Below are 21,619 nucleotides of genomic sequence, written 5' to 3'. Positions count from 1 at the left end.
CATGTCGACGCAGAACTCCTCCCCGACCTCCGACCAGGACCGCGTCGTCAAGGGCAAGTCGCCCCGCAACGCGCTCGTGGCGGTGGGCGCGATCTTCGCCGTGCTCATTGGCGCGATGGGCTACTACTACCAGTCGAAGGCGAGCGACAAGGCCGAACAGCAGGCGAAAGACGACAAGGCAGCGAAAGCCGCCGCCGCCGTCGATCACGGACCGAGCGGCAACGACATCGACCGGATCATCAGCGATCAGCAGGCGGCTGCGCGTCGCGAGGAAGAGCGCGCGCGCAAGGCGGCGGCCGGGGCATCTGCACCTCAGGCCGCGGGCTCGAAGCCAGCGTTGTCGCTCGACCAGTTTGAAGCTGGATCGCGTACCGCTGACCTGTCCGCGAACGCGAAGGAAGACAACGTTTATGCGTCGCCGATCTTCATTCCCGGAGTCAAGGTCAAGGCGCCGGCCGACACGCAGAACACGGGCGGCGTCAACGGAATTCTGACGCCGCAGCAGATGGCGCTGCAGCAGATCGCCGCCCAGCAGGCCGCAGCAGGCAACGCGGACGCGCAGGCAAGGGTGCTTGCGGCCGCGATGGGGCAGGGCAACACCAAAACGTCATCCGCGGACCACGATCTCGATTTCCTCAAGGACGCCAAGGCGCAGTCCGCGTCGGGTGAGGGCTTTCTGAGCGCTGGCTTCGTTGGGCAGGCCGGTTCCTGCACGCTTTCGCCGCCGCATCACGTCGGCGTGCTGGTCATGGAGGGAGAGAACTCCGACCGTCCGGGTACCGCCGCGCTCATGGTCGAGCAAGACATCTACGACAGCGTCACGGGCACGTGCCTGATGATCCCCAAGGGATCGATGATCACCGCGCCGTACCAGAGCGACATCAAGGTGGGCCAGGAAAGCATCCTCGTTGCGGCGACGGAACTGCGCCTGCCAAACGGCAAGCAGGTGCCGCTGTATGGCTCCGAGGGTGCGGACCAGAACGGCTACGCCGGGTTTTCAGGGGACGTGAACAACCACTTCCTGAAAATTTTCGGTGCGTCGTTCCTTACCGCGATCCTGCTGAACCACTTCACCAGCGACACGAGTTCGACCACGACCGGCCCGCTGGGCGTCACGCAGGTCGGGAACACGGCCGGACAGGTCGCGGCGCAGACCTCGCAGTCCATCCTGAACCGCTACCAGAACATTCCGCCGACGATCACGATCAAGCCCGGCCAGCGCTTCATGATCAAGGTGAACCGCGATATCCATCTGGAGCCGTATCGTGGTTAAGCGCGTCCTTGGCATTCTCGCGACATCCGCGCTCGTGACCAGTACGGCGCACGCAGCCTCTATTGCGCAGCTCATCAGCCCCGTATCGCTTGTGCTGTCCTCCGGTGGCGCTCGCGAGGTTGCCGCACTGGACGGTAAACCCGTGCTGTATTGCGGCTTGGCCGCGTTTGACACGTGGGCCGCACCGCTCGTGGGCCAGTCCGTACGCAGCACGCCGGAACAGGGCATGACGGTCTCCGTCGATGCGCGCGATGTGTCACTCGCCGGCCTCATGGTCCGTAGTGGCTGGATTCAGCCCGCCGAGCTTGACGACGATACGCAGGCCGCGATTACGGAAGGCCGCGGCGGGTGGGCATGCGCCAGGGCGGAGACGCCGTTCGTGCTGATGCATACGAGCGTCGATCCGAAAGTGCTTGCGGGCATCGCCCTGAACGAGTCGGCCTACAAGGGACGCGCGTGGCCGTGGACGCTGAACGTCGCCGGTCGAGGTTTCTTTTTCCGCTCGCGCGACGACGCATACGGCGCTATCCGCGCGCTGATCGCCGCGGGCCGATGCGACTTCGACGTCGGGATCATGCAGGTGAACTGGTGTTACCACCGGCAGCGCTTCGCGTCGCCGTGGGATGCCCTTGCGCCCGCAACGAACATCCACGTCGCCGAAGCGATTCTCAACGAGAACTACAGCCGCACGCATTCCTTCGCGAAGGCCATCGCGTACTACCACAGCGCCAACCCGGTGCCGGGCAGTGCTTACCTCGCGCGCTTCGTGCGCAACCTTAACCAGATCCAGGCTGGCCTATGACGCGCAGGCTTCTTACTTTCGCGACGTTGTGCGCCTTCGGTGCAGCACACGTTGCTTTCGCGGCGAACACCGACCCGTTCGATTTCGATTACGAGATCGCGGGCGGTATAGCCGAGCGACCGGCCCTCGTCTTCAACGATGGATCGAAGACCTACATCCAGCCGCGTGCGGGGCAGTCGATCTCGGTGGCGGGCAGCCATCAGGAAGGTCCTTACGTGGTGGTTGAGGGCACGCCGGCCACGATCCAGTTCAGCGTCGCGGGTCACCCGGCTGTCGCGACGTGGAACCGCGCAAATGCCTTCATTGGAGGCCACGGCGTAGTGCCTGGCGCAGGCGATGATCAGCCGATTGCCTTTTCCGGCTTTAGCGGTCGCCTGGCGCTGGTCGGAGAACGTGGCCCGCTCGAGCCTGTGCGAAGCCTGAACGCCACCATGCCGGTTGGCTCCATCGTCAAGGCGCTCGTACCGCAAGGGTGGAGCGGGTCCGCACAGAAGGACGTGGATCTGACGGCGGCCAACCGCTTCGAGACGCAGCAAGGCGAGAACTGGATGCACGCGCTTGACCGTCTCATGACGCAGACGGGCCTCTACGCAGACGTCGATTTCGACAAGCATCATGTGCGCCTGCGCCGTGACGTGGAGAAGTCTGGTGCGCTGGCCTACGCGGCCGCAACGGTGACGCATGCCGACCCGGCGGGCTCCGCTTCGGAGACTGCAGCGGTTGCGCCGCAGGCGGAGTCGCTGCTCGCGAAGTACTTCGGAGCGAACGCGATCCGCGATGGCGACGACACGCATACGCAGATCCGTTTTGCAGCGAAGCCGAAGGACCTGAAATTCACAACCGCCGATGGCACGTCGCTGCATCCGAAGTGGGATTCGGGCACAGGCGTGATGACTATCGACCGTGCAGATCGTTTCGTTGTCGCCGACGCGACGAACCGCGTCGAGGTGGCGCGCAACGCCGGGACCGTCTACGACTTCCCCTCCGGTAATACCGCACACCTGGAAGCCGTATTTGACGAAGGCGGGCAGACGTACTTCAAGTTCGCGCCCACCGTTATCAATGTCACCGTCGCGGACGTCCATCACCTGGGTTCGGGCGAGCAGAAGGGCCGCTTCTACAAGTTCAACGGCACCGCGGAACAGTTCATCGTCAACGCCGACGGCAACACGGTGAGCGTGCTGCGCCGTCACGACGTGAAGTACTTCGAGCGCGCAGGGGTAACCGTGGGAGCGGCGTCGTGATGCGCTACGTGCTCCTGCCCGCTATCGCGCTTCTCATCGCGCCCGCAGTGACGCGGGCCGACTGCATTGACGATGCTGCGGCCTACCGGCATATCAGCCCGCGTCTCGTGCGCGCGATCGCGCAACAGGAGTCCGGCATGCGTGCGAACGCGATCAACGTCAATGCGAACGGCAGCGAGGACATCGGCCTCATGCAGATCAACTCCTCGTGGCTTCCGAAGCTCGCGCGCTTTGGCATCCAGCGCGAACACCTCTTTAACGCCTGCGTGAACGCCTACGTGGGCACGTGGATTCTCGCCTCGAACTTTCGCCAGTTCGGGCCGACCTGGAAAGCCGTCGGCGCGTACAACGCGACGTCAAGCTCACGCCAGCTCATCTACGCCAATTCGATCTACCGACGCCTGCAGGGTCACTAAAAATCATGAGCAAACATTTCCCGAAGGACTCCGGCGCCCGCACCCGGACGATTGCGCAGGCCCTGCTTGCACTCGCGCTCGGTAGCGCCATGACGATGGCGGCGGCCGCCATCGAGCCCGACCAGTCGAAGGTACCCGCGCCCGCAGGCGATGGCTGGCAGATGCTCGGCAGTCGTGGCGCTTCTGCCGCGCCGCAGCCGGCAAGCGCAGGCACTGCTGCGCCGGGTCAGCAGCCAGTCGCTGGGCCAGTGTCTGGCCAGGCCCCGGTCGCCCCGACGATTCTCGCCTCGGCTGCACCGATCACCCCTGCCACGCCGCAGGCTTCGGCTCCGGTATCCGCTGACGTGAAGACGGTGGTTCTTCCGGGCGCGGCGAACGGCGAACCGACAGGCACGGTGTCTTTTTCGATCACCCCGCAGGACACCAACCTGCGCAACGCGCTCGACCGCTGGCTGCAGACCCAGGGCTGGCAGCTCGCCTGGAAGATCGACGATGACCTGCCGGTCGAATTCAACGCGACGTTCACCGGCGACTTCCGTTCGGTGCTCACGCAGGTCATGCAGGCGACCGACCACATGCGAACGCCCGCACGCGTTTGCAGGCACACCAACAACGTCATTCGCGTGATCGCCCGCGCGGCCAACTGCAAGGACTGACCATGCGCCTCTACCCCATTCGTACCCTGATCGCCGCCGCGGCTGCCGTTGTCCTCGCCGGCTGTGCCGTCATGCAAAGCGATGTCAACGGCGCGTATGACCACGCCAATGCGACGGCGGGCGCCGCGCTCGATGGTGCGGGAAACAGCATTCCGCTCGTTGAGGATGTGCCGAGCGCGTTCCTCGGCGATCGCCCTGTGCCCCTTGCGTATGAGGCCACGCTGCCGGCCGTGTTCCGCGAGAAGAAGGTCACGTTTCCGCCGAAGCTCGACATGAAAACGCTCGCGACACTGGTGTCGAATGCGTCCGGTTATCCGGTGCGCGTGAGTCCCGATGTGTACATTCCGCGCGACAGCCTCATTCCACGACCGTCGAGCGACGGAAAGACCGCGCAGGCGAACTTCGGCACAAAAACGTCCGAAATCCCCGTGTATGACCAGCCCTGCGAATCGTGCGCAGTCGGCCGGTATCTGCACGACGTCACGGAGGACCTCGGCCTCGACTGGTCCTTTGACGGCTCGACCATCAACATCAGCCGGTTCGTCACGCGCATGTACCAGATCGCAGCGATCCCCGGCAAGGTGTCGATCGAGTCGCGGATGTCCAAGGGTACGGACACGTCGACGGGCAACCAGTCGACCGGGTCGACGGGTGGTGCGAGCACGGACACCGGCTCGTTCTCGGCCATGACGTCGAGCGGTCGCAAGGGTGACTTCGACCAGATCGACTCGATCCAGGCAACGCTCAACCAGCTGAAGTCCCCGATGGGGCGCATTACCGTGAACCCGCAAAGCCGCCTCGTGATCGTGTATGACACGAAGGAAGCGGCGGATCGCATGGGAGAGATGCTCAAGCGCGAGAACGCCATCTCCACGCGCCAGGTGATGCTGCGTGTGCGCACGATCCAGATCGCGCTCAACCGCGGCAGCCAGGCGGGTGTGAACGCGGATATCGTCTACAACAGCATCCAGGGCGGCCTCGCCAAGTGGGCGGTGAGCTTCACCTCGCCGACTTCGCTTGCCTCGGGCGGCGGCACCGTTGGCCTCTCTGTCCTGCAGCCGAATGCGCCGTTCTCGGGCACGAACGCGGTCATCAACGGCCTGAACCAGTATGGCCGCACGGTCTCCGACAACACGATCTCGAAGCTGACGCTCAACGGCCTGCCTGTGTCGGTGGCGAACTTCCAGTCGGACGACTACCTGCGTACGACCTCGCCTTCGTCGGGGAGCATTACCGGCACGTCGAGCGGTGTGGTGGGCCTCACGCCCGGGACGCTTACGACCGGCGACTTCCTGCACATCCTGCCCGCGGTCAACGACCACAACCAGATCCTGCTCGCGTACTGGCGTGACAGCTCGAAGCAGAACGGTCCGTTCACGTCGGCGGGCGCGGGTTCGGGTCAGACGCAGCAGGCGATCCAGCTCGCCCACACGATCGGCAGCAAGGACGACGAGACGATCGCGCTGTCGGACGGACAGACCGTCGTGCTGTATGGCGCGGTCACCGACACCGCTGACAGCACGACGAACGGCGGCCTCGCGGGTATCACCGGGACGTGGAACAAGTCGCGCACCTTCCAGGTGGTGATGCTGACCGCAACCGTCGTTCCCTCGATGTAAGGGCGGACATGCATATCACCGAACCACTACCGGGAGAGAAGCGCTCGCGTCTGGCGTTCGGCCTCGACTGGAGCGCCTATCCGGAGAAGGGCGCGAAGGAAAGCCGCGCGCGATACGCGGGCGACTTCTCCGCGACGCACTACGTCGAAATGAAGGTGGGTGCCGAACTCATCGGCGGTTTCTGCGCGCCCGACACCGGCGACCTGCGCCGTGTGAAGCTTTTTTCGGGCGCCGCACGCATCGCGATGCTCGAGCGGGTGAAAGCGAAGGCGGCCGTGCTGGTGCTCATGCAGGACGCAGCGCAGGTGCACCTCGTACACGTGGTGCGTGGCGCGGTGCGACGCGATGAAGTGTTGTCGGTGGCGTCAGCAGCGAAGCGGCGCGACGAGATTGCGCGGCAATGCGCGAAGCTTGGGCTCGCGCTGACGGTCATGGTGTCGGGCGACGCGATCGAGGCGGGTGATGAGCCTTTCAGCCCGGCGGAGTTGCTTCAGCAGAAAAAGGCTGGCCGCATAGGGCGCGTACCGACGGGCATTCCGAATTCCATCGTGGTGCTGCTCGCGCTGGCAATTGCCGGGTTCGGTGCAAAGCAGATGTGGGGTGCGCTCAATCCTCCACCGATCGTGAACGCGGCGCCGAGCTGGGACCAGCAGTACGAACAGGCGATGCGTCAGGTCTTCGCGGGCCGCACGCCGCTCGCGTCGCAACTTGCGCCCGATGCGCTGGCGTTGCTCGACTACATCGACACCAATCGCAAGGGCTGGCAGTTCAACCATGCCGAATGCCCGTCGTCGGAGTTCTGCTCGCTGACCTATGAGCGCGCGGGCGGCTCGTTCGAAGACTTCGCGCGCACCGCTCCGGCCGACATGCTGCCCGTGACGTTCGCGCCGGACGGGCGGCATCTGTATGCGCGCGGCCCGGCACTGCCACGCACGGCCATGCTGAGTGTCACGAGCATGAAGACGTGGCCCGATGAACAGCGACTCATCGAGATGCTGCAGACGCCGCCCCAGCGCATGTCGGTCAAGCCTTTCGATCTCAAGAGCTTCGGCTATGAGGTGAAGCTGGAACCGAGCCATGCGCTGCTGGCGTCACCGCCGCCGGCGGGCGAGCGGCATCGCGCACTGCTGCGCGAAGGGCACTGGGAGATCGACGGCTACCGGTGGCAAGCGCCGCTGCTTGCAGCGCTGCCGCCAAACATGATCCTCGAATCTCTGAACGTAAAACTCGACACCGCCGCACCCGAGGAGCTGGGCAAGGTGGGCATCCATTTCGTTGCGAAGGGCAAATATTATGTCGTCCAGTAAATCACTTCGCCTCGCGCTGCCGCGCGCCGTTCCCGTCGGGGTGGCGCTGCTTGCATCTGCCCTGGCCGCGCACGCTGCGGCGCCGTCTTTCTCTGCGGCGATCGCGCCCGCCGCCGCCGTGGCGACCTCGAGTCCGCATTCCGTGGCCGTGCCCGCCGTGCCCGCGCCGCCCGTTGCGACTGCAACGACGGATGCGCAGGCAACGCGGCAGGCTAACGCGAGCGCCGCATCGGCAGTCGTGTCGTCCAGCATGCCCACGACGACCGGTGAAACGCACCTTACCCTCCGCGACATCGACGACCTCGCGCGCAGCAAGCTCACGCGCACGTTGCGCGGCGATGGTGATGCGGCTGCGAGCAGTGCGGCCGTGACGCTGAAGACACCCGCGCCGGTGGAGAACGCCCCAGCGGTTGTCGTGCGGCCTTATGTGCCGCCTGCACGTACGTCGGCTGTTTCGTTCGTTGGCGCATATGCCGACGGTAGCGGCCAGCACGTCCTCTACGAGTACAACGGCGCCGTCTATCCGGCGCGCGTCGGCGAGAAGCTCCTGAACGGCTGGATCGCACGCCGCGTGGATGGACTCTCGGTCACCGTCGCCGAGGGCAAGCGCACCTGGAGCGTACCGATGAGCAGTAACGCGCCTGCGTCCTCGAATTCAACCCTCATAACCGGCTCGGCCCTCGGTGACCTCTCGTCGCCGCTGCCGCCGGGCGTGAGCATGGCTCAACCGGTCTCAAGCTTCGGGAGACAGTGATGTCGCTCTTTGGAAATCTGGAAAGCAACGAGAAGCCCCGCGCCGGGGTGATGGCGCGCCTTCGCGCGTGGCGCGGTAGCTTCGTGGAGGACTCGGAATCTGCCGCACCCGTGGAGCCAGTGCTGGGTGCGACGCGTCCCGCGCGCAAGGGCCCCGGCGCACCGGCTGGTTCGCTCGGCGCGTATCTGCGTGATGCGGACGTGACCGACGTGGACGCGAGCGATGTGAAATCGCTTGAAGCAGCGGCGGCCGCCGTGGCGTACGGCCCGGATGCGCGTGCTGTGGCAACGGAAACACCCGCGGTCGAAGATGTTGAAGACCGGAACGGACAACCGGCGGCAGCCGAATATCACGGCGTCGCCGCGGAGGCTGTGGGCGATGTTTCGGGCGAAGTGGCCCCCGCGCGGTCGTTCGAAACGACGCCGTCCGAAGAAGTGGGGGATAGCGCGGCGAGCGACGCATCGCGCGATGAGGCCTTCGACCAACAACAGCCCGCCAATGCGACGGGTCACTCACTCGCGGTTCCCGACATCGAGTACACGCCGGTCGGCATGCCGAAGCTGAGTTCGGTTCACGCGCTCGCCGACTTCAAACGCATCCTGTGTGACACCACGCCCGAGGCGACGCTTCGCATCACGTCTGAGGCACTTCGCGAGTTCGTGGCTGTGGACATGCAGGCGGGCATGGCGGTGGTGATCGCGACGCGCGAATTCCAGGAGACCGCGCTCTACGCGACATACCTGAGCGACCTTGAACGCGCGCATATCTCGGTACGTGAGGAGATGGTGGCGACGGCCGCAGTCATTGCGGATGTCTACGACCGCGCGCGCATCCGTGTGTCGAATCACGTTCCAGAGGGCTCTCGCGCCATTGCGCTCTTTCGCGACGTGTTCGAAGCCGCTCATGGCTACGACGCGAGCGACGTGCACTGGGAGTCGCGCGATTACCAGTCCGACGCGGAAGTTCGCTTTCGCGTCGACTGCGATCTTTATACCTACCGCCGGATGCCGAAGGCGACCGTTCTGCGCGCGCTGTCCGCCTCCTATCAGGATCTGGTACAGCGCAATACGAACAGCGGCAACGCCTTCCAGCCGAGCGCCCCACAGTCGGCCATGATCCCGCTCGCGCTCGCGACGGCCACGCTCAATCTTCGCTGGCAGAGCGCGCCCCAGATGGGCGGTTTCGACGTGGCGATGCGCGTCCTCGATGGGAACTTCCGCAACTACACCGTGCGCATGCCCGACACGATGGGGCTTGAGGCCAGCCAGCTTGAGATCATCAATTCGCTGGGCCATGTCAGCGGCGGTGCCGTGCTTCTCTCCGGCGAGACCGGTTCGGCCAAGAGCACGTTGCTGCGTGCGCTCTCGTACATGGTCGATGGACGCGAACTCAAGAAGCAGTACGCCGTGAGCATGCCTTCCGAGTATCCGATGCCATGGCTTTCGGACCAGTCGGTGCCGCGCGGGCTGGACGAAACCGAAGAGGATTTCCGGCGCAAGGTCGCGACGATCATCCGCACGCTCATGCGCATGGACCCGGACGATCTGACGGTCGCGGAAATCCTCGATTCGACCATCGCGGGTCTCGTGGTTGAGCTTGCCCTGACCGGCCATCCGGTGCGCACCACCATCCATGCCGACAGCATCATCGGCGTCTTCATGCGCCTAATGGGCGACCGGCTGCGGCTGGCCGCCGATGAGGTGGCATCCGACAAGTTCATCAACGCAGTGGGCAATCAAAAGCTGATCCCGATGCTGTGCCCACATTGCAAGAAACCTGCGGCCGACGTCATGAGCCCTGCGACGCTTGACCTGCTGCGCTCGAAGTTTGGACTCGACACGTCGAAGATGGCGTGCCGCAACGACGACGGCTGCGAACATTGCCGCAAGAAGGGGCTTTTCGCGCGGGACGGCAAGGTGGCGGGGGGCACGAAGGGCCAGACGCTCGCGATGGAGTTGTACCGGCCCACGCCTGAGTTCCTCGAGCGCATCGTCGTGCGCGACTGGCGTGGCGCGGAGGCGGTGTGGCGCAAGGAGCGGGTGTCGGGATTTGACTCCGCCGACATGACGGGCAAGACGATCTACGAGCACGCGCTCTACAAGGCCTCGCAGGGGCTGATCGATCCGCGGTTTATCGACCGTTCGATGAAATCCTTCAGCGTCTACACGGTGCTGCCGGATCGTGACGGGAGGATGCCGTCGTGATCGGTCGAGTCTTTTATGGAATCTGCATGCGGCTGCCGCGCGCCGAGCGCATCAAGGTCGCCCGGTGGCGTTTCCAGAAGGTGCGCGAAGGCTTTTACCGCGAATCGCGTCTGGACATCGAGCAGGCAACGAGCCTGCGCAACCGCGAGACGCTGATCGAGCGCCTCCAGGTGCTCAAGAAGCGCGCGCGCGATCGTCGGCAGATCGTCTGGCTTGCGTATGACGCGATGGAGGAGCGCATGCGAAAGGGCGACGGGCTTGCGCTCGCGATCAAGCCGTTCGTGCCAGTCGACGAGTACGCGCTGCTGGACCTGGCGTTTGCTTCCGACAAGGAGGACGCAGCACGTCGCGGCTTTGACCTGTGCGAGATGGCGGCTTCGGCCAAGCGCGTACTGTCGAGCACGACCGCGATGCAGATGGCGTATCCCATGGTGCTCCTCTGCTACATGTATGGTCTGGCCATGCTCTTCGGCGGGATGGTCTATCCGCAGGTCCTCGAGGTGCGCCCACTCGACCAGTGGATGCCCGCGGGCAGGTTTCTGTACGCGATCGACACGTACTGCTACGACTACTGGCTGCTGAACGTCGCGCTGATCGCTGCGGGCGTCACGTCCTACTACTACGGCCTCAAACGCTGGACAGGCGCGCTGCGCAACCGCATCGACGCCGCGCCGCTGGTGTGGCGCAACCGGCGCGACCTGCGCGCGGCGCTGCTGATCGTCTCATTGTCGGGTCTGCTCGACTCCGGCCTGACGCTCGCCGGTGCGCTCGCACGCGTCCGCCGGCATGCCGACCCGTGGCTGCGCTGGCATGTGTCGATGATGGAGCGCCGCCTCAAGGCATCGCCTGAACAGCCCATGCGCGCCTTCGCCACCGGCATCTTCTCCGCGGAGGTTGTGGACCGCATCGCCGACGCGGAGCGGCGTGACAACTTCGTGGATGCGATCAAGTCGCTCGGGCGCAGTTCGCTCGATCGCGTCGTTGAGGCCGTGCGCCGCAACGCGCGGATCACCCATTACGTGCTGCTCGGCATTGCCGCAGCGGTGTTCATTGGTGTCGGTGTCGGCTCTTACGTTGTCACCGGCGTCACCAGTATGCAGAGCGCGCTCGGCGCAACGAACGGCAACACTAACTAATCAAGGACCTGTCCCAATGAAAACCAACGTCTACAAGCGCACGCCCGAGCAGAAAGAGTTCTACCGCCGTCTGGGGCGGATGAAGAAGCAGACCGGTGAACTGTCGCTCATCGAAGCGGGTGCGGTTCTCGGTGCGGCCGCGCTGCTGTCGCTCGCGCTCTTTTACGGCGTGCCGTTCGTGCGCAACATGGTGCAGTCGTCCAGCTTCAAGAGTGAAGTGGGCATGTTCCACACAGGTATCCAGAACGCCACCGCGAACGATTCGGACTTTTCGGCGGAGACGCTGTCGACGCTCGCGCAGAATCACGCGTTCGATGCGGCCGGCGCTCGTGTTGCTTCCGACTACTCGACGGTCACGGGGATTTTCGGTGGCCAGGTGACGGCACAACCGGGCACGGTCACGTCGTCGAACGACGCGATCGTGGCGAGCTATCCGGTGCCGAAGGCCGTCTGCTCGATGTCGCTGAGCGCGATCGCAAACATCTTCACGGAGGTATCGGTGAACGGCACGGTGGTATCGAGCCCGTCGACGAAGTTCAGCAGCGCGACCGCGGGTAACGCGTGTGCCTCCGGCGGCGACGTGGCCACGGTCGAGATGTACACGACGCGCAGCTGAGGACCGGCCATGGGCAGCATCATCGAGATGGTTGTTTTCCTCGCGGCATCCGCGATCCTGACGGTGTACTCGATCCGCGAAGATATCCAGAAGCATCGGGCGTCGCTGCTGGCGACCGAAGGGCAGAACGAGGCAGTGATCGCCGATGCCCTCGGCAGCTGGGCCAACGAGAACTACTCGACGCTGCTCACGCAGTACACCCAGTCGGGCAACTCGACGCTCACCGCGCCGACAATTGCTGACCTGCAGACCGCTGGCAACCTTAAGCAGATGTACCGTGCAGGCCCGTTCTGGGGCGGGAGCTACACGATCCAGATGAGCATGCTCCCGGCTGGCTGTACGGAAACGGCGGGCAACTGCCATGTGTCCTGGATCTTCTACCCGTCGCTACCTTATACGCGGGACGGGAAGCCGGACGTGTCGGGCGCGGCGCAGATCGCGCTTGCAGCGAGTTCGCAGGGTGCGCAGTTTGGCTACTCGTCGACCCGCAACGCGGCAACGATCTCGGGGATCAGCGGGGCGTGGACAGCGAGCAATCCGCTCACGGGCACGCCAGCGGCTGCGATTCTTGCGACCAACGGACCGAACGCAGACGGCAACTCGCTTTACATCCGGCGTGACGGCAGCCTGACGTGGACTGGCGACCAGAACGTCAACGGCGTGAGCCTGCACAACGTCAACAGCATCGACGCCACGGGGACCATCGCAGCGCCCGCGGTGTCGGCGTCAAACGTCGCGGTATCGAATGCGGTGCGTACTCCCTCGACGCTCTATGTACAGAACGCTGTGGGCTCGGCTCCCGCGCCGATCGACACGGGCGCGGCCGCGGTGCATGGCAACGCGACGGTCTACGGCGCGTTGGAGGTGGCAAATACCGCGACGCCCCGTGCGAGCTGCACCTCGACTGCGGGCACCACACGCATTGCGGCGAACGCGGATGGTTCGGGGCAGTTGCTTTCGTGCCTTTACAACCAGTGGGTACCGGTCAGCGGTCCCGCTCCACGCTACCAGTACTACACCGTTGGATATGGGACATACGTTCCGGCGCCGCAGTGCTCGGCCGGTGGATCGCCCCAGATTCTCCTGGTGCCCCAGAGCTTCTACGTCAATACGACCGCGCAGATAAACGCGTATACGACCGGGACCGGGCCCTGGACTGTCTATCTGACCGATGGCTCGAACGCGAATATTGGCGCGCAAGGCGTCGTCGAAACCTATTGTGCTTACTAGGAACGAACACGATGAAGAACGGTATGTCGCGCTGGAGGCGCGTTGCATTTGGACTGTTGCTCTTGCTCGGCGCGGCCAGCGCGAAGGCGGAGGCTCCCGCACATTGCTCCTACGGCTACCAGGATTCGAGCTGCCTCGGGCCGCAATACCGGGCGGCGCAGACACCGCCAACGTGCTCGACTGGCGCGGGTTGGACCACACTCACGCCAGCGAAGTGGGTTGGGTCTGGATTTACACAGCCGGCGTGCCAATATGACGCGCCGCCGACGTGCCAAGCCGGCTACACACAGACAAGCGATCCTGTGTGGAACGGGTCTAGCTGGAGCGCGCCGAGTTGTGCCCCCCCTAGTGTGCCGCAACTCCCGACTCCGCCGGGCCAGATTTGCACTAGCGCCGTCGTATCAGGAACCCTATTGGTAACGGCTGACGGTTATAGCAACCAGCACCTCCCCGGCAGCTCATTTACGCAGCTTTCGGGGTATAGCGTGATCCCGTTCAACACAAGTTGGAGCACCGTGTGGCAGTTTCCAACCTATGGAATCGCTGATTCCTACGCGACCATCGACATCAGCGACGCAACGATCTCTCTGGGCCTGCCCGGGTCCGCACGCACTACTAACACTTGGTATGCTGCCACCTATACAGGCCCCGCCGTGGCCGACACGGGGGGCTTGGGATCTTGGAATGGGTACGTTGCGTTTTGCTCCATTGACGCGGGTGGCAATTTTGCAGGTGTGGTCATGTCATCCTTCATGCCGCATCAGACCTCCGCGAACTAGACAGCAGAGCTAGAATGCCCCCCGCGTGCGCGATGCAAGCGGGGCTTTTTTACATGCGTTCGTACGAGAGAACAACCGGATTTGCGCCAAGGGAAGTCTTGGTTGACTGCGGCACCAAAGAAAAAAGCCCCACGCGCAATGCAGCGGGGCTTTTTTTTATGGCGCTGTCTTAACTAACGATATTGCCAGTTGACCACGGATAGCTACGGCTAAACGGCGTGCCGTTGTAGGTTCCGGTAACGGTAGCCGTGTATGTCGTATTCGGCGTGAGCGGCGAGGTCGAATACGCGGTCGCGTACCAGGCCGGGATCATCTTGTTCGGATCGGTAGTCGAGTTGAGGACCTGCAGGGTGATGACATTACCCGAGGTATCCGTCAGCGTAGCCGACTGGATCGTAACCGTATCGGTCAGTTTCAGGCCGAAAGCTGACACGGGCTGACCCCAACCCGTACCCGAAACGTTCGGCGGGGTCGGGCTTTCCGCGACAATCCGGTACGGCAGGCCCGTTGCGCCCGAGCAGGGGAACATCAACGGGCCGGTGCCGGTGGTTTGCGGCGTGGCTTGCGTGCTCGCGAAGCTCATCGACTGCCACGAATCCGTGTACGTGTACGACCCCACGGTAGCTTGGGTTTCAGATTCACCGAAGCCAACGATGTTAGCCGGATAGCCTACCACTACGTTGTGGTAAACGCCGCCAAGCAGGCCGTAGACAAACTGTTGTCCCGCCGTGGCCGCAACGAAGTCGGCCGGGAAAACGGCGTTGCCCCCGCCGCTTGCACCACCCACCGAGACGGTTGACGGAAACCCTGCGGACGTGGCACGCGCCTGATAGTCGCCCCCGGTAAAGCCGTTTTGCCCCGATTGCTCGCTATCGGAGATGGTGTTGTTCAACCCTTCCCACTTCGCATGATTCGCGGCAGCCGTATCGAGGACGGTGTTTTCCTGAAGCTCTGCGAAGCCACATTGCTGCCGGTATTGGTTGAGCAGGTTAAAGGCGGCGAGCTGCGCGCTGGTCGCCGCGAACTGGGGTGTCGATTGGGTGCCGGTGACGGTCGGCGAGGTTGTCGTGCCCGAGCCCGGCGAGCCCGAGCCAGAAGTCGAGTTGTTGCTGCTGGAGCCGCCGTTACCGCCGCCACCACCGCCGCCGCAAGCGGCAAGGGTCAATGCGGCTGCAAACGAGATTGCGGTGAGCGCGGTGATTTTCTTGTGATTCATTTTTCAGGTCCTTGGTGGTTTAGCTGCGCCCCTCGCGCGAGCCTGATACCAGTTTGCCAGGCCGGGAGAGAAGTCAAGTTCCCGGGGCGAAAGCGGGGCACACCCTACCGGTAACGGAAAGAATTGGGAAGTTCTTTAAGCGAAAACTGAAGAAGCCCGTTTGCGAAGCGGGCTTCTATGCGAAATGGGTCAGTCAGGCACGTTTGCGACGTTTCCGATGGAAAACACGCAGCGCGATGAACGCGGCGACCAGAAGGCCGCCCGTCGACTTTGGTGCGACGCCCGCGAGGTGGGGCAGAGCCTGTGCTGCAAGCCAGACGGCCGTGAAAGCGATCAGTGCGTGGGCGAAGGCTGGACGGTTGAGCAGGGAAATTATCCTGCTCGGGCGTTCCTCGATCCATCGGGCATATTCCTCGTTGATCTGTTCGAGGTTGCCGGGCGAATCGTCCGCTTTGCGCGCCATGCGATAGAAGCTCTCATACTGGTCGAAGCGCAGGTCGCCGTATCCGCGAAGCCAGGCCGACGTACTGTCGCGAACCATCCATGCGAGGTCTTCCATCCGGCCACCCCGATTAGTGCATCGAGCCAGCGTGCCACGGCACGCCGCCGACCGCGTCAACGATGCAGTGCCCGTCGTCTTCGGCGTAGTACGCCCCGGTTTCGGGGTTCTGCCAGCCGAACTGCGCCTTGCCATCGGCGCTGAAGACTACGAGGCCGGCGGGTAACTCGTGACCTTGCATTCAGGCTCCTTTGGGCGTTCGCGCGCGGCCGACCAGCGTGTCGCTGCATGCGGGGCAGGTGAAGCTGTTACGCATTTCGATCTTCGACTCGTTGTTGGAGACGATGTAGTGGGTGCCGCACTCGCGGCATGGTGCGATCGAAAGTCGTGCATCTGCCGCCATCGCTCGCGTGAGGTTGTAGCCGCGATCGGTGGCGAGCAACGCGCGCCCAAAGGGAAACAGATGGTTGTACAGATCTGCGCCCGCGATCAGTGCCTGCGGGGTGTTCGCGCCCATGTTCAGCGCGGAACGGTAGAGCCAGATGAAGACCGTCGAGTGCACGCGGTGCTGGGGCCTCTCAACGAACCACTGCAACGAGTTGGGCAGGTTGCCGCAGGGGGACGGTTTGCCGTGAATCTCCACGTACATCTGGCGGGTCCTGCTTTGCGGCAGTCGAAAGAGTGTTGCGGCCGTGCTGGCACGGCACCCGTGTGCCATGAGGGCGGCCGCGTACATTTCGTGCGTTTCCCGACCGAGGCGCAGATCGGTCCAGTTCGCGGTGTGCGGAAGCTCGCCGGCGCGGAACGGCGTCGTGGACATGATGTGATGAGCGACCTGGTCGTGAACAAGGTCGTTCGCCGTGAACTCGAACCAGAACGCAGGGGTCGTGAAACGCCACTGGAAAAGCGGCAGGTCGCTGATGCGCTCGAGCGCGGCGCGCAACTTGTATCCGGGCAGTTCTCCAAGGTATCGGGCGAGGTCCGGTGTCATGCCGAGCAGCGGCGCGCTCAGGATGCTCGTGTTCGCCACTGCCTGGATGACGTCGACAAACTGGCGGTTGGCATGCTGGATCGACTGTTTCGTTAGCGCGGTGCGCTCCCGCGGCATCTTGCGACGCAGTTCATCCACGGCGCGCGTCGTGGGCGTCGCGTCAACGAAGCAACGCCAGTCCTCGACGGTCGGTAGCGAGGGAGAGAGCATGAGAAAGGGGGCGGCGAGGAGGACTCCCATCGACTTCTTGTTTCGACGCAGGTGGTCGATCTCCTTGACTTCGACGCGATAGATCGCATTGAAAGCCGCGTGGGATTTCAGGCCTTGCCATATGTGATCGACCAGGTCGTAGTTGACGCCCCGGATGCGCTCGGCAATCCATCGGGGCAGGTAGAGCCTCTCGATGGCCTTGTAGTCATCAACGGACTTGACGTGATTCGGTTCTGTACTCATTTTTTCCACTTCTATTTATTTTTCGGTGTCTCTCGCATGGTCGTTCAGTGCGGCCACACTCACGGAACTCGTTACGGGTTATGCAGCCTTCAACGCAGCGTTGATCTCGATATGGAACTTGCCGACAAGATCGCCAAGTGCCTGGAAAAGCGGCTTGAAGCGCGCCGGATTTCCATCCGCGGTGCAAAGAAGCTGCGCGCTGTTGTAGCGCTGGGCAAAAGTGCTGAAGTCCTTCACGAGGGCGCTCATTTCTTCATCCAGCCGTCGCGACGCTTCGAGCGCAGCTGTGCCTTCCTGGAGTTGCGCCTCGATGTTGGCGCAACGTTCCTTTTTCTCGGCGATCTCACCGTCGAGTTCGCGCTTTTTGGCATAAAGCTCGTTATAGAGGTCTTCGAGGCGCTTGAGGTCCTCCTTCACCTGCGGGTCTTCCATCTCGGGCTTGCGCGCCGCCTGTTGGGTGAGTTCACGACGCAACACGTTGAGTTTTTCCTGCGTGTCGTGAAGCTCCTGATGGAGAGCATTCGAGGTCTGGCTGCTCAGTGCGAGTTCATTTCGCAAAAGGTCGGTGGATTCCTGCGTCGTCTTCTGCTGAAGACGCAACCCCTCGATCTCTTGCCGCAGACGTTTCGTTTCACTCGTTGCCGAATTGAACTGCTCCAGCAGGCCTGCGTACTCGTCGTTGACTGACTCGAGTTCTTCCTTATCCGCCGCCATACGTTCCTGCTGCTGCCGCATGATCGCGATCAGTTCCCTGACCGTGCGCGTGGACATTTCCGGGTCGCCCTTCTTCTTCTCGATGATGGCCGCGACGATGTCGTCACCTACATCGCTGGCGAGCAGGTATTGCATGTCCGTGAGACGCAGAAATTCCACGGCGTCGGTGTTTTCGTTGAATCGTGCGTATGCCTTCAGGTGCAGAAGGATCTTGCCCTTCGAGATACCGTGAAGGTTCTCGAGATAGGCGATCGCATCTCTGCTTGCTCGCTCGCTGGTTTTCTCGGAATTGCCGTAGCTGAGGATGTAGTTCGTCTGGACATGGCGGATCACCTCGCCAAACTTGAACCCGAGATTCATGTGCTCGTGCATGATCCGGCGCACCGATTCATTGATCTCGGCACTGGTCTGCATCAGGTTTTGAAGCGCATCTTCCGGCAGCTTGTCGCCGAATGCCTGGCGAGCCGCGTTGGCGATGTCAGCGGTCGAAGGCAGGTGCCTGTTGTAAATGTCACCGATCCCGGTATCGTCGTCCGGGAGCGCCACGCCGTCTTCCGGGATGGACGGGTCGAACAGGGAACGATTGGATGACTTCTTGTCGTCGTCTTCCGGGATGCTCGGATCAAACGAGGTATCGACGGGGGGCTTTTTGTTATTGCTCATGGATTTTCCGTGCGTGGTTTATGGAGCGCTGTTTGGTTCGGCCGCCGTGGACTCGTGATGCGCGCGCAGGTACAGGCCTAGCGTACGCGTCCATTCCGGCGGCAGACCGGCGAAAGATGATGAAAAACATGCAGCTTTTGCTTAATTGCGCGACTATTCATACGGCATTTCGGGCAACAACTTGAGGGATAACCCGTACGCGCTTGTAGTGTTCCTCTAGTTCGTTCGCGTCAATCGATGCATTGAGCATAATTGCTTTCCATGCAGTACTAACATTGATGGGTTTCTGCCCGCTAAGCCGGAATTCGTGACGGCGTAGGCGCAAGCAATGCGAAAGCTCGTTGATATGAATGAGCGTTGGTGGGAGGTCGGGATGCAGAACACAGTCCGGTGCCGAAAACACACCCAACCCCTCGATGGTCCACACTTTGGGAAGCTTCGCGTTCAGAAGCGCGACCTTCGACCGGTTCTGTGCGAGAGGCGATTTGCGCGATTCGCGTTTGCCGCCCGGACCGACGCGCACCAGCTCACTGGCATCGGCACCGGGTTCAATGTATCCGCTCCAGTTCTTCGTCTCGATCACGAAGAGGCCGAACGGCGTGACGGCAAGATGATCGATCTCTGCAGTCGGATACGCTGTGCCGGGCGCGTGATTGAGAAGCACGGCACCGTCGTGCAGGTAGAAGTCGTTCCCGCAGAGCGACGTGAGGACGCGGCGTAGTTCTGCCCGCGTGAGCGCCTCTCCAGCTTCGCCGCGCGCGTGGTCGCGTGCAATCGAAGTCTGACCGCCATGGAAATGGCGAACACGGGTCGCGCGGTTGCGTGGCGCGCGCCGGATGAGTCTCCAGCCAAGATAGCCGACGGCGAGGAAAGCGAAGATGCCAGACATGTGGACTCCATGCGGTGTTGGTGAGTCCAGTCTGCCAGGGCAGAAGCGAAGTCACGTTTCGCCGACGCGTTGACGGCACCTGCTCGCGTAAGTCCGAAAAGCTGCACAAAAACTGCACCATTCCGGGTTTAAGCGTTTAGGCGCCTAAACGATCGGATGGCAGAAACGTAAGCCCACCGGAAATCGCGATCATTCGGTCGCGCAAATGTCCTTCGAGTCCGTTAGCCTCAACGTATCCCCGCGTCCAGCACGCATCGAACTGCAGCACGGTCCTCGTGCCGCCCACTCCTTTTACATACCGTGTCGCGAGTCCGTTCGCGGTGATCCTTTCACGGGTCACGGCGAACGCGCTACGCGCCGGTTTTCCCTGCTCGACACGAGCATCGAAACCCCCCAGGCCATGCCTGGCTATCCCCTGGTGCGCTAATTTTTCTGGAGAGAAAAATGCTGAATCTTTTGATCAAGGATGTGCTCAAGTCCCCGGGCAAGCTGCTCGCCTTGTGCCTCATCGTCTATCTCGCTTCGATGTCGTTCTTCGTCTGTCTCTTCCTCGGTGCCCTCGGAGCACGCTGGCTGCACAAGAAGGCGAAAGCCCTCGAGGCCGCTGAGCGCGAAGCTGCACCCGAAGCCGCCGACAAGGCGCGGGAGCAGGCACAGCCCGAAGCACAGAAAGGCACTCCCGTGGTGGCGCCGGCTTCAACTGTCGCCTCTGTTCAGACGGCGCCGACCCGGCAGTACGCCAAGTCGGCTGTCGTCATCCCCCTGAAGAAGACCGGGACCGACTAAGGTCCCTGTCAGACCCATCCGCCGCGGCCTGGCCGCGGCGGCCCCTTACCCAAGCCGGGAATCCATTCCCGGCTAAGGGTATGAGATTGCCCGGCTTCACCGGAGCAATCCATGAAAGCAGAAGTCGCTGCCTGGCAGCTTGATATCTTCGGCGAGGCCTCTCCGGTACTCGTCGTTCCTCCTAAACCCGATCCCCTTCCGCACCCGAAACTCTGGAGCGCATCCGTGCGTGACGCGATGGTCGATGCGCTGATCTCGCTCGCGCGAGACAGCCGCCGCGGCGATCGCATGCCCGAATCGCTGATGGACTGCGCGGCCCTGCTGAGCGAGCGCCTGCGCAATGTCCGCCTCGATGTCGACGACTACGAGGCGACACTCGGCTGGATCATGGGCGACTGGGATGGTGCGTTGTCGTACGAACACGTTTGCCGCGTGAACGGGATCGATCCCGAGACGCTGCAACAGGCGATTCTCGACACACCGCTTGTCGCTCACGATCTGAAACAGGTGCGCAGCAAGTACTTCCGCAAACCAATGGAGGAGGCGCACTGATGGCCGCGACCTACCTGTTCCGCGCATTCGCGGACCTGTTCCCCAGTCGGAGTGCCGTGACGCAGGCTTCGCATGTGCCGCCGGCGACAGCCGCCCCGAGCGAGGCCCAACCGATCGCGCAGCCGCGTGAGATCGGGACGGGCGCGCCGAACGAGACGTTCGTCACGATCGGTGGTGTGTTGCATCTCTTCGTTGACGAGGGCGACTGCGTTGCGCAGTTCAAGCCCGCGTTTGAGGAGACGCCGTGCGAGACGCGGTTTGGTACGAAGATCCTTCCCGAACTCGCGCCGTACTGGTCACTTCTTCGCGAGCACCGAGCTCCGCTCAAGGAGGCAATCGCGACCGCAATCCGCGGGAACGTCGGATTAACCGCGGCCCCGCCCGTGCAGCGCGACGCAGCCGTTCCGGTAGCCCAGGAGTTTCAGGGCGAGGACGAAACGCAGCATCTTCCCGTTCGGCGCCGCGCGGCGCGAGAGCACGTGCAGCGCGGTGACGATATCCGCGCTGCGACGACTGGCAAGGTGCTTGGCTGGGGCGAGGAGAAGTTTCCCAACCGCAAGCCGACGGGCAGGCCGTTCTACACGTCGTTCGCGATGCACATAGAAACGGCAATGGGCGAGCGCACGCTCCAGGGCGAAGGCCTGAAGGATGCGATCGCGCAAAGCGGCTGCCGCGTTGGCGATTCCGTTTCGGTTCGTCGCCTCGAAAAAATCAAGGTGCCGGCATTCACCGATGGTGGCAAACCGGTCATGAAAAACGGCCAGCAGGTCCTCTGGGACAAGTGGCTCTGGTCAATTAAACGTAGATAGGAGTTCTCTCC

21 protein-coding genes are annotated in these 21,619 nt (G+C 63.1%); 15 read left to right on the top strand and 6 right to left on the bottom strand.

The window, feature by feature from the left end:
- The first annotated feature begins 1 nt into the window (after position 1).
- From HV773_RS30695 to HV773_RS30640, 12 genes are read left to right on the top strand one after another with little or no spacing between them, the layout of a single operon-like run.
- Positions 2–1,273, top strand: coding sequence for a TraB/TrbI/VirB10 family type IV secretion system protein (locus tag HV773_RS30695; protein WP_175197795.1), 1,272 nt, complete (start codon positions 2–4; stop codon positions 1,271–1,273).
- Positions 1,266–2,075 (top strand): transglycosylase SLT domain-containing protein, encoded by an 810-nt coding sequence (locus HV773_RS30690; protein ID WP_175197794.1) that lies wholly within the window; start codon positions 1,266–1,268, stop codon positions 2,073–2,075. The genes HV773_RS30695 and HV773_RS30690 overlap by 8 nt, the downstream gene beginning before the upstream one ends.
- Positions 2,072–3,319 carry a TrbG/VirB9 family P-type conjugative transfer protein gene (locus HV773_RS30685; protein ID WP_175197793.1) on the top strand — a complete coding sequence of 416 codons (1,248 nt, stop codon included), beginning with the start codon at positions 2,072–2,074 and terminating at the stop codon, positions 3,317–3,319. The genes HV773_RS30690 and HV773_RS30685 overlap by 4 nt, the downstream gene beginning before the upstream one ends.
- Positions 3,319–3,735 carry a lytic transglycosylase domain-containing protein gene (locus tag HV773_RS30680; protein WP_175197818.1) on the top strand — a complete coding sequence of 139 codons (417 nt, stop codon included), beginning with the start codon at positions 3,319–3,321 and terminating at the stop codon, positions 3,733–3,735. Before HV773_RS30685 ends, HV773_RS30680 begins: the two co-directional genes overlap by 1 nt.
- A 5-nt stretch (positions 3,736–3,740) precedes the next feature.
- Positions 3,741–4,391 (top strand): toxin co-regulated pilus biosynthesis Q family protein, encoded by a 651-nt coding sequence (locus tag HV773_RS30675; RefSeq protein ID WP_175197792.1) that lies wholly within the window; start codon positions 3,741–3,743, stop codon positions 4,389–4,391.
- Between the two features lie 2 nt (positions 4,392–4,393).
- Positions 4,394–6,010 carry a type II secretory pathway protein gene (locus HV773_RS30670; RefSeq protein ID WP_175197791.1) on the top strand — a complete coding sequence of 539 codons (1,617 nt, stop codon included), beginning with the start codon at positions 4,394–4,396 and terminating at the stop codon, positions 6,008–6,010.
- Between the two features lie 8 nt (positions 6,011–6,018).
- Positions 6,019–7,317 carry a hypothetical protein gene (locus HV773_RS30665; protein WP_175197790.1) on the top strand — a complete coding sequence of 433 codons (1,299 nt, stop codon included), beginning with the start codon at positions 6,019–6,021 and terminating at the stop codon, positions 7,315–7,317.
- A complete protein-coding gene (locus HV773_RS30660) occupies positions 7,304–8,071 on the top strand; it encodes a hypothetical protein (protein ID WP_175197789.1) in 768 nt (255 codons plus the stop codon). The genes HV773_RS30665 and HV773_RS30660 overlap by 14 nt, the downstream gene beginning before the upstream one ends.
- Complete coding sequence (locus HV773_RS30655) at positions 8,071–10,275, top strand: ATPase, T2SS/T4P/T4SS family (RefSeq protein WP_175197788.1); 2,205 nt, start codon at positions 8,071–8,073, stop codon at positions 10,273–10,275. The genes HV773_RS30660 and HV773_RS30655 overlap by 1 nt, the downstream gene beginning before the upstream one ends.
- A gap of 26 nt (positions 10,276–10,301) precedes the next feature.
- Positions 10,302–11,411: a type II secretion system F family protein gene (locus HV773_RS30650; protein ID WP_175197817.1), complete on the top strand. Its 1,110-nt coding sequence runs from the start codon at positions 10,302–10,304 to the stop codon at positions 11,409–11,411.
- Between the two features lie 16 nt (positions 11,412–11,427).
- The gene (locus tag HV773_RS30645) at positions 11,428–12,027 is read left to right on the top strand and encodes a type 4 pilus major pilin (RefSeq protein ID WP_175197787.1); all 600 of its coding nucleotides are present in this window, start codon (positions 11,428–11,430) and stop codon (positions 12,025–12,027) included.
- 9 nt (positions 12,028–12,036) lie between these two features.
- Positions 12,037–13,257, top strand: a complete 1,221-nt coding sequence (locus HV773_RS30640; protein ID WP_175197786.1) for a hypothetical protein — start codon at positions 12,037–12,039, stop codon at positions 13,255–13,257.
- Between the two features lie 948 nt (positions 13,258–14,205).
- On the opposite strand, the gene HV773_RS30635 is transcribed toward HV773_RS30640, so the two are convergent.
- From HV773_RS30635 to HV773_RS30610, 6 genes are all read right to left on the bottom strand, one after another.
- Positions 14,206–15,252 (bottom strand): CAP domain-containing protein, encoded by a 1,047-nt coding sequence (locus tag HV773_RS30635; protein ID WP_175197785.1) that lies wholly within the window; start codon positions 15,250–15,252, stop codon positions 14,206–14,208.
- Between the two features lie 193 nt (positions 15,253–15,445).
- A complete protein-coding gene (locus HV773_RS30630) occupies positions 15,446–15,811 on the bottom strand; it encodes a hypothetical protein (RefSeq protein ID WP_175197784.1) in 366 nt (121 codons plus the stop codon).
- Positions 15,812–15,824: 13 nt separating this feature from the next.
- Entirely contained in the window at positions 15,825–15,992 is a 168-nt protein-coding gene (locus HV773_RS30625; protein ID WP_175197783.1) for a hypothetical protein, read from the bottom strand.
- Positions 15,993–17,195, bottom strand: a complete 1,203-nt coding sequence (locus HV773_RS30620; RefSeq protein ID WP_175197782.1) for a FlhC family transcriptional regulator — start codon at positions 17,193–17,195, stop codon at positions 15,993–15,995.
- 78 nt (positions 17,196–17,273) lie between these two features.
- A complete protein-coding gene (locus HV773_RS30615; RefSeq protein ID WP_175197781.1) occupies positions 17,274–18,572 on the bottom strand; it encodes a coiled-coil domain-containing protein in 1,299 nt (432 codons plus the stop codon).
- Between the two features lie 157 nt (positions 18,573–18,729).
- Complete coding sequence (locus HV773_RS30610) at positions 18,730–19,461, bottom strand: nuclease-related domain-containing protein (protein ID WP_175197780.1); 732 nt, start codon at positions 19,459–19,461, stop codon at positions 18,730–18,732.
- 444 nt (positions 19,462–19,905) lie between these two features.
- Between HV773_RS30610 and HV773_RS30605 the strand changes: the two genes are divergently transcribed.
- The 3 genes from HV773_RS30605 to HV773_RS30595 all read left to right on the top strand — a co-directional run bounded on the left by HV773_RS30605 (position 19,906) and on the right by HV773_RS30595 (position 21,608).
- Entirely contained in the window at positions 19,906–20,247 is a 342-nt protein-coding gene (locus HV773_RS30605) for a hypothetical protein (protein WP_175197779.1), read from the top strand.
- A 111-nt stretch (positions 20,248–20,358) separates the two neighbouring features.
- Positions 20,359–20,799 (top strand): hypothetical protein, encoded by a 441-nt coding sequence (locus HV773_RS30600; RefSeq protein WP_175197778.1) that lies wholly within the window; start codon positions 20,359–20,361, stop codon positions 20,797–20,799.
- Complete coding sequence (locus tag HV773_RS30595) at positions 20,799–21,608, top strand: hypothetical protein (protein WP_175197777.1); 810 nt, start codon at positions 20,799–20,801, stop codon at positions 21,606–21,608. Before HV773_RS30600 ends, HV773_RS30595 begins: the two co-directional genes overlap by 1 nt.
- Positions 21,609–21,619: the final 11 nt, after the last annotated feature.

The sequence above is a fragment of the Paraburkholderia caffeinitolerans genome, from assembly GCF_902859945.1.
Lineage (GTDB): Bacteria > Pseudomonadota > Gammaproteobacteria > Burkholderiales > Burkholderiaceae > Paraburkholderia > Paraburkholderia caffeinitolerans.
This window is presented reverse-complemented; position numbering and strand designations above follow the sequence as displayed.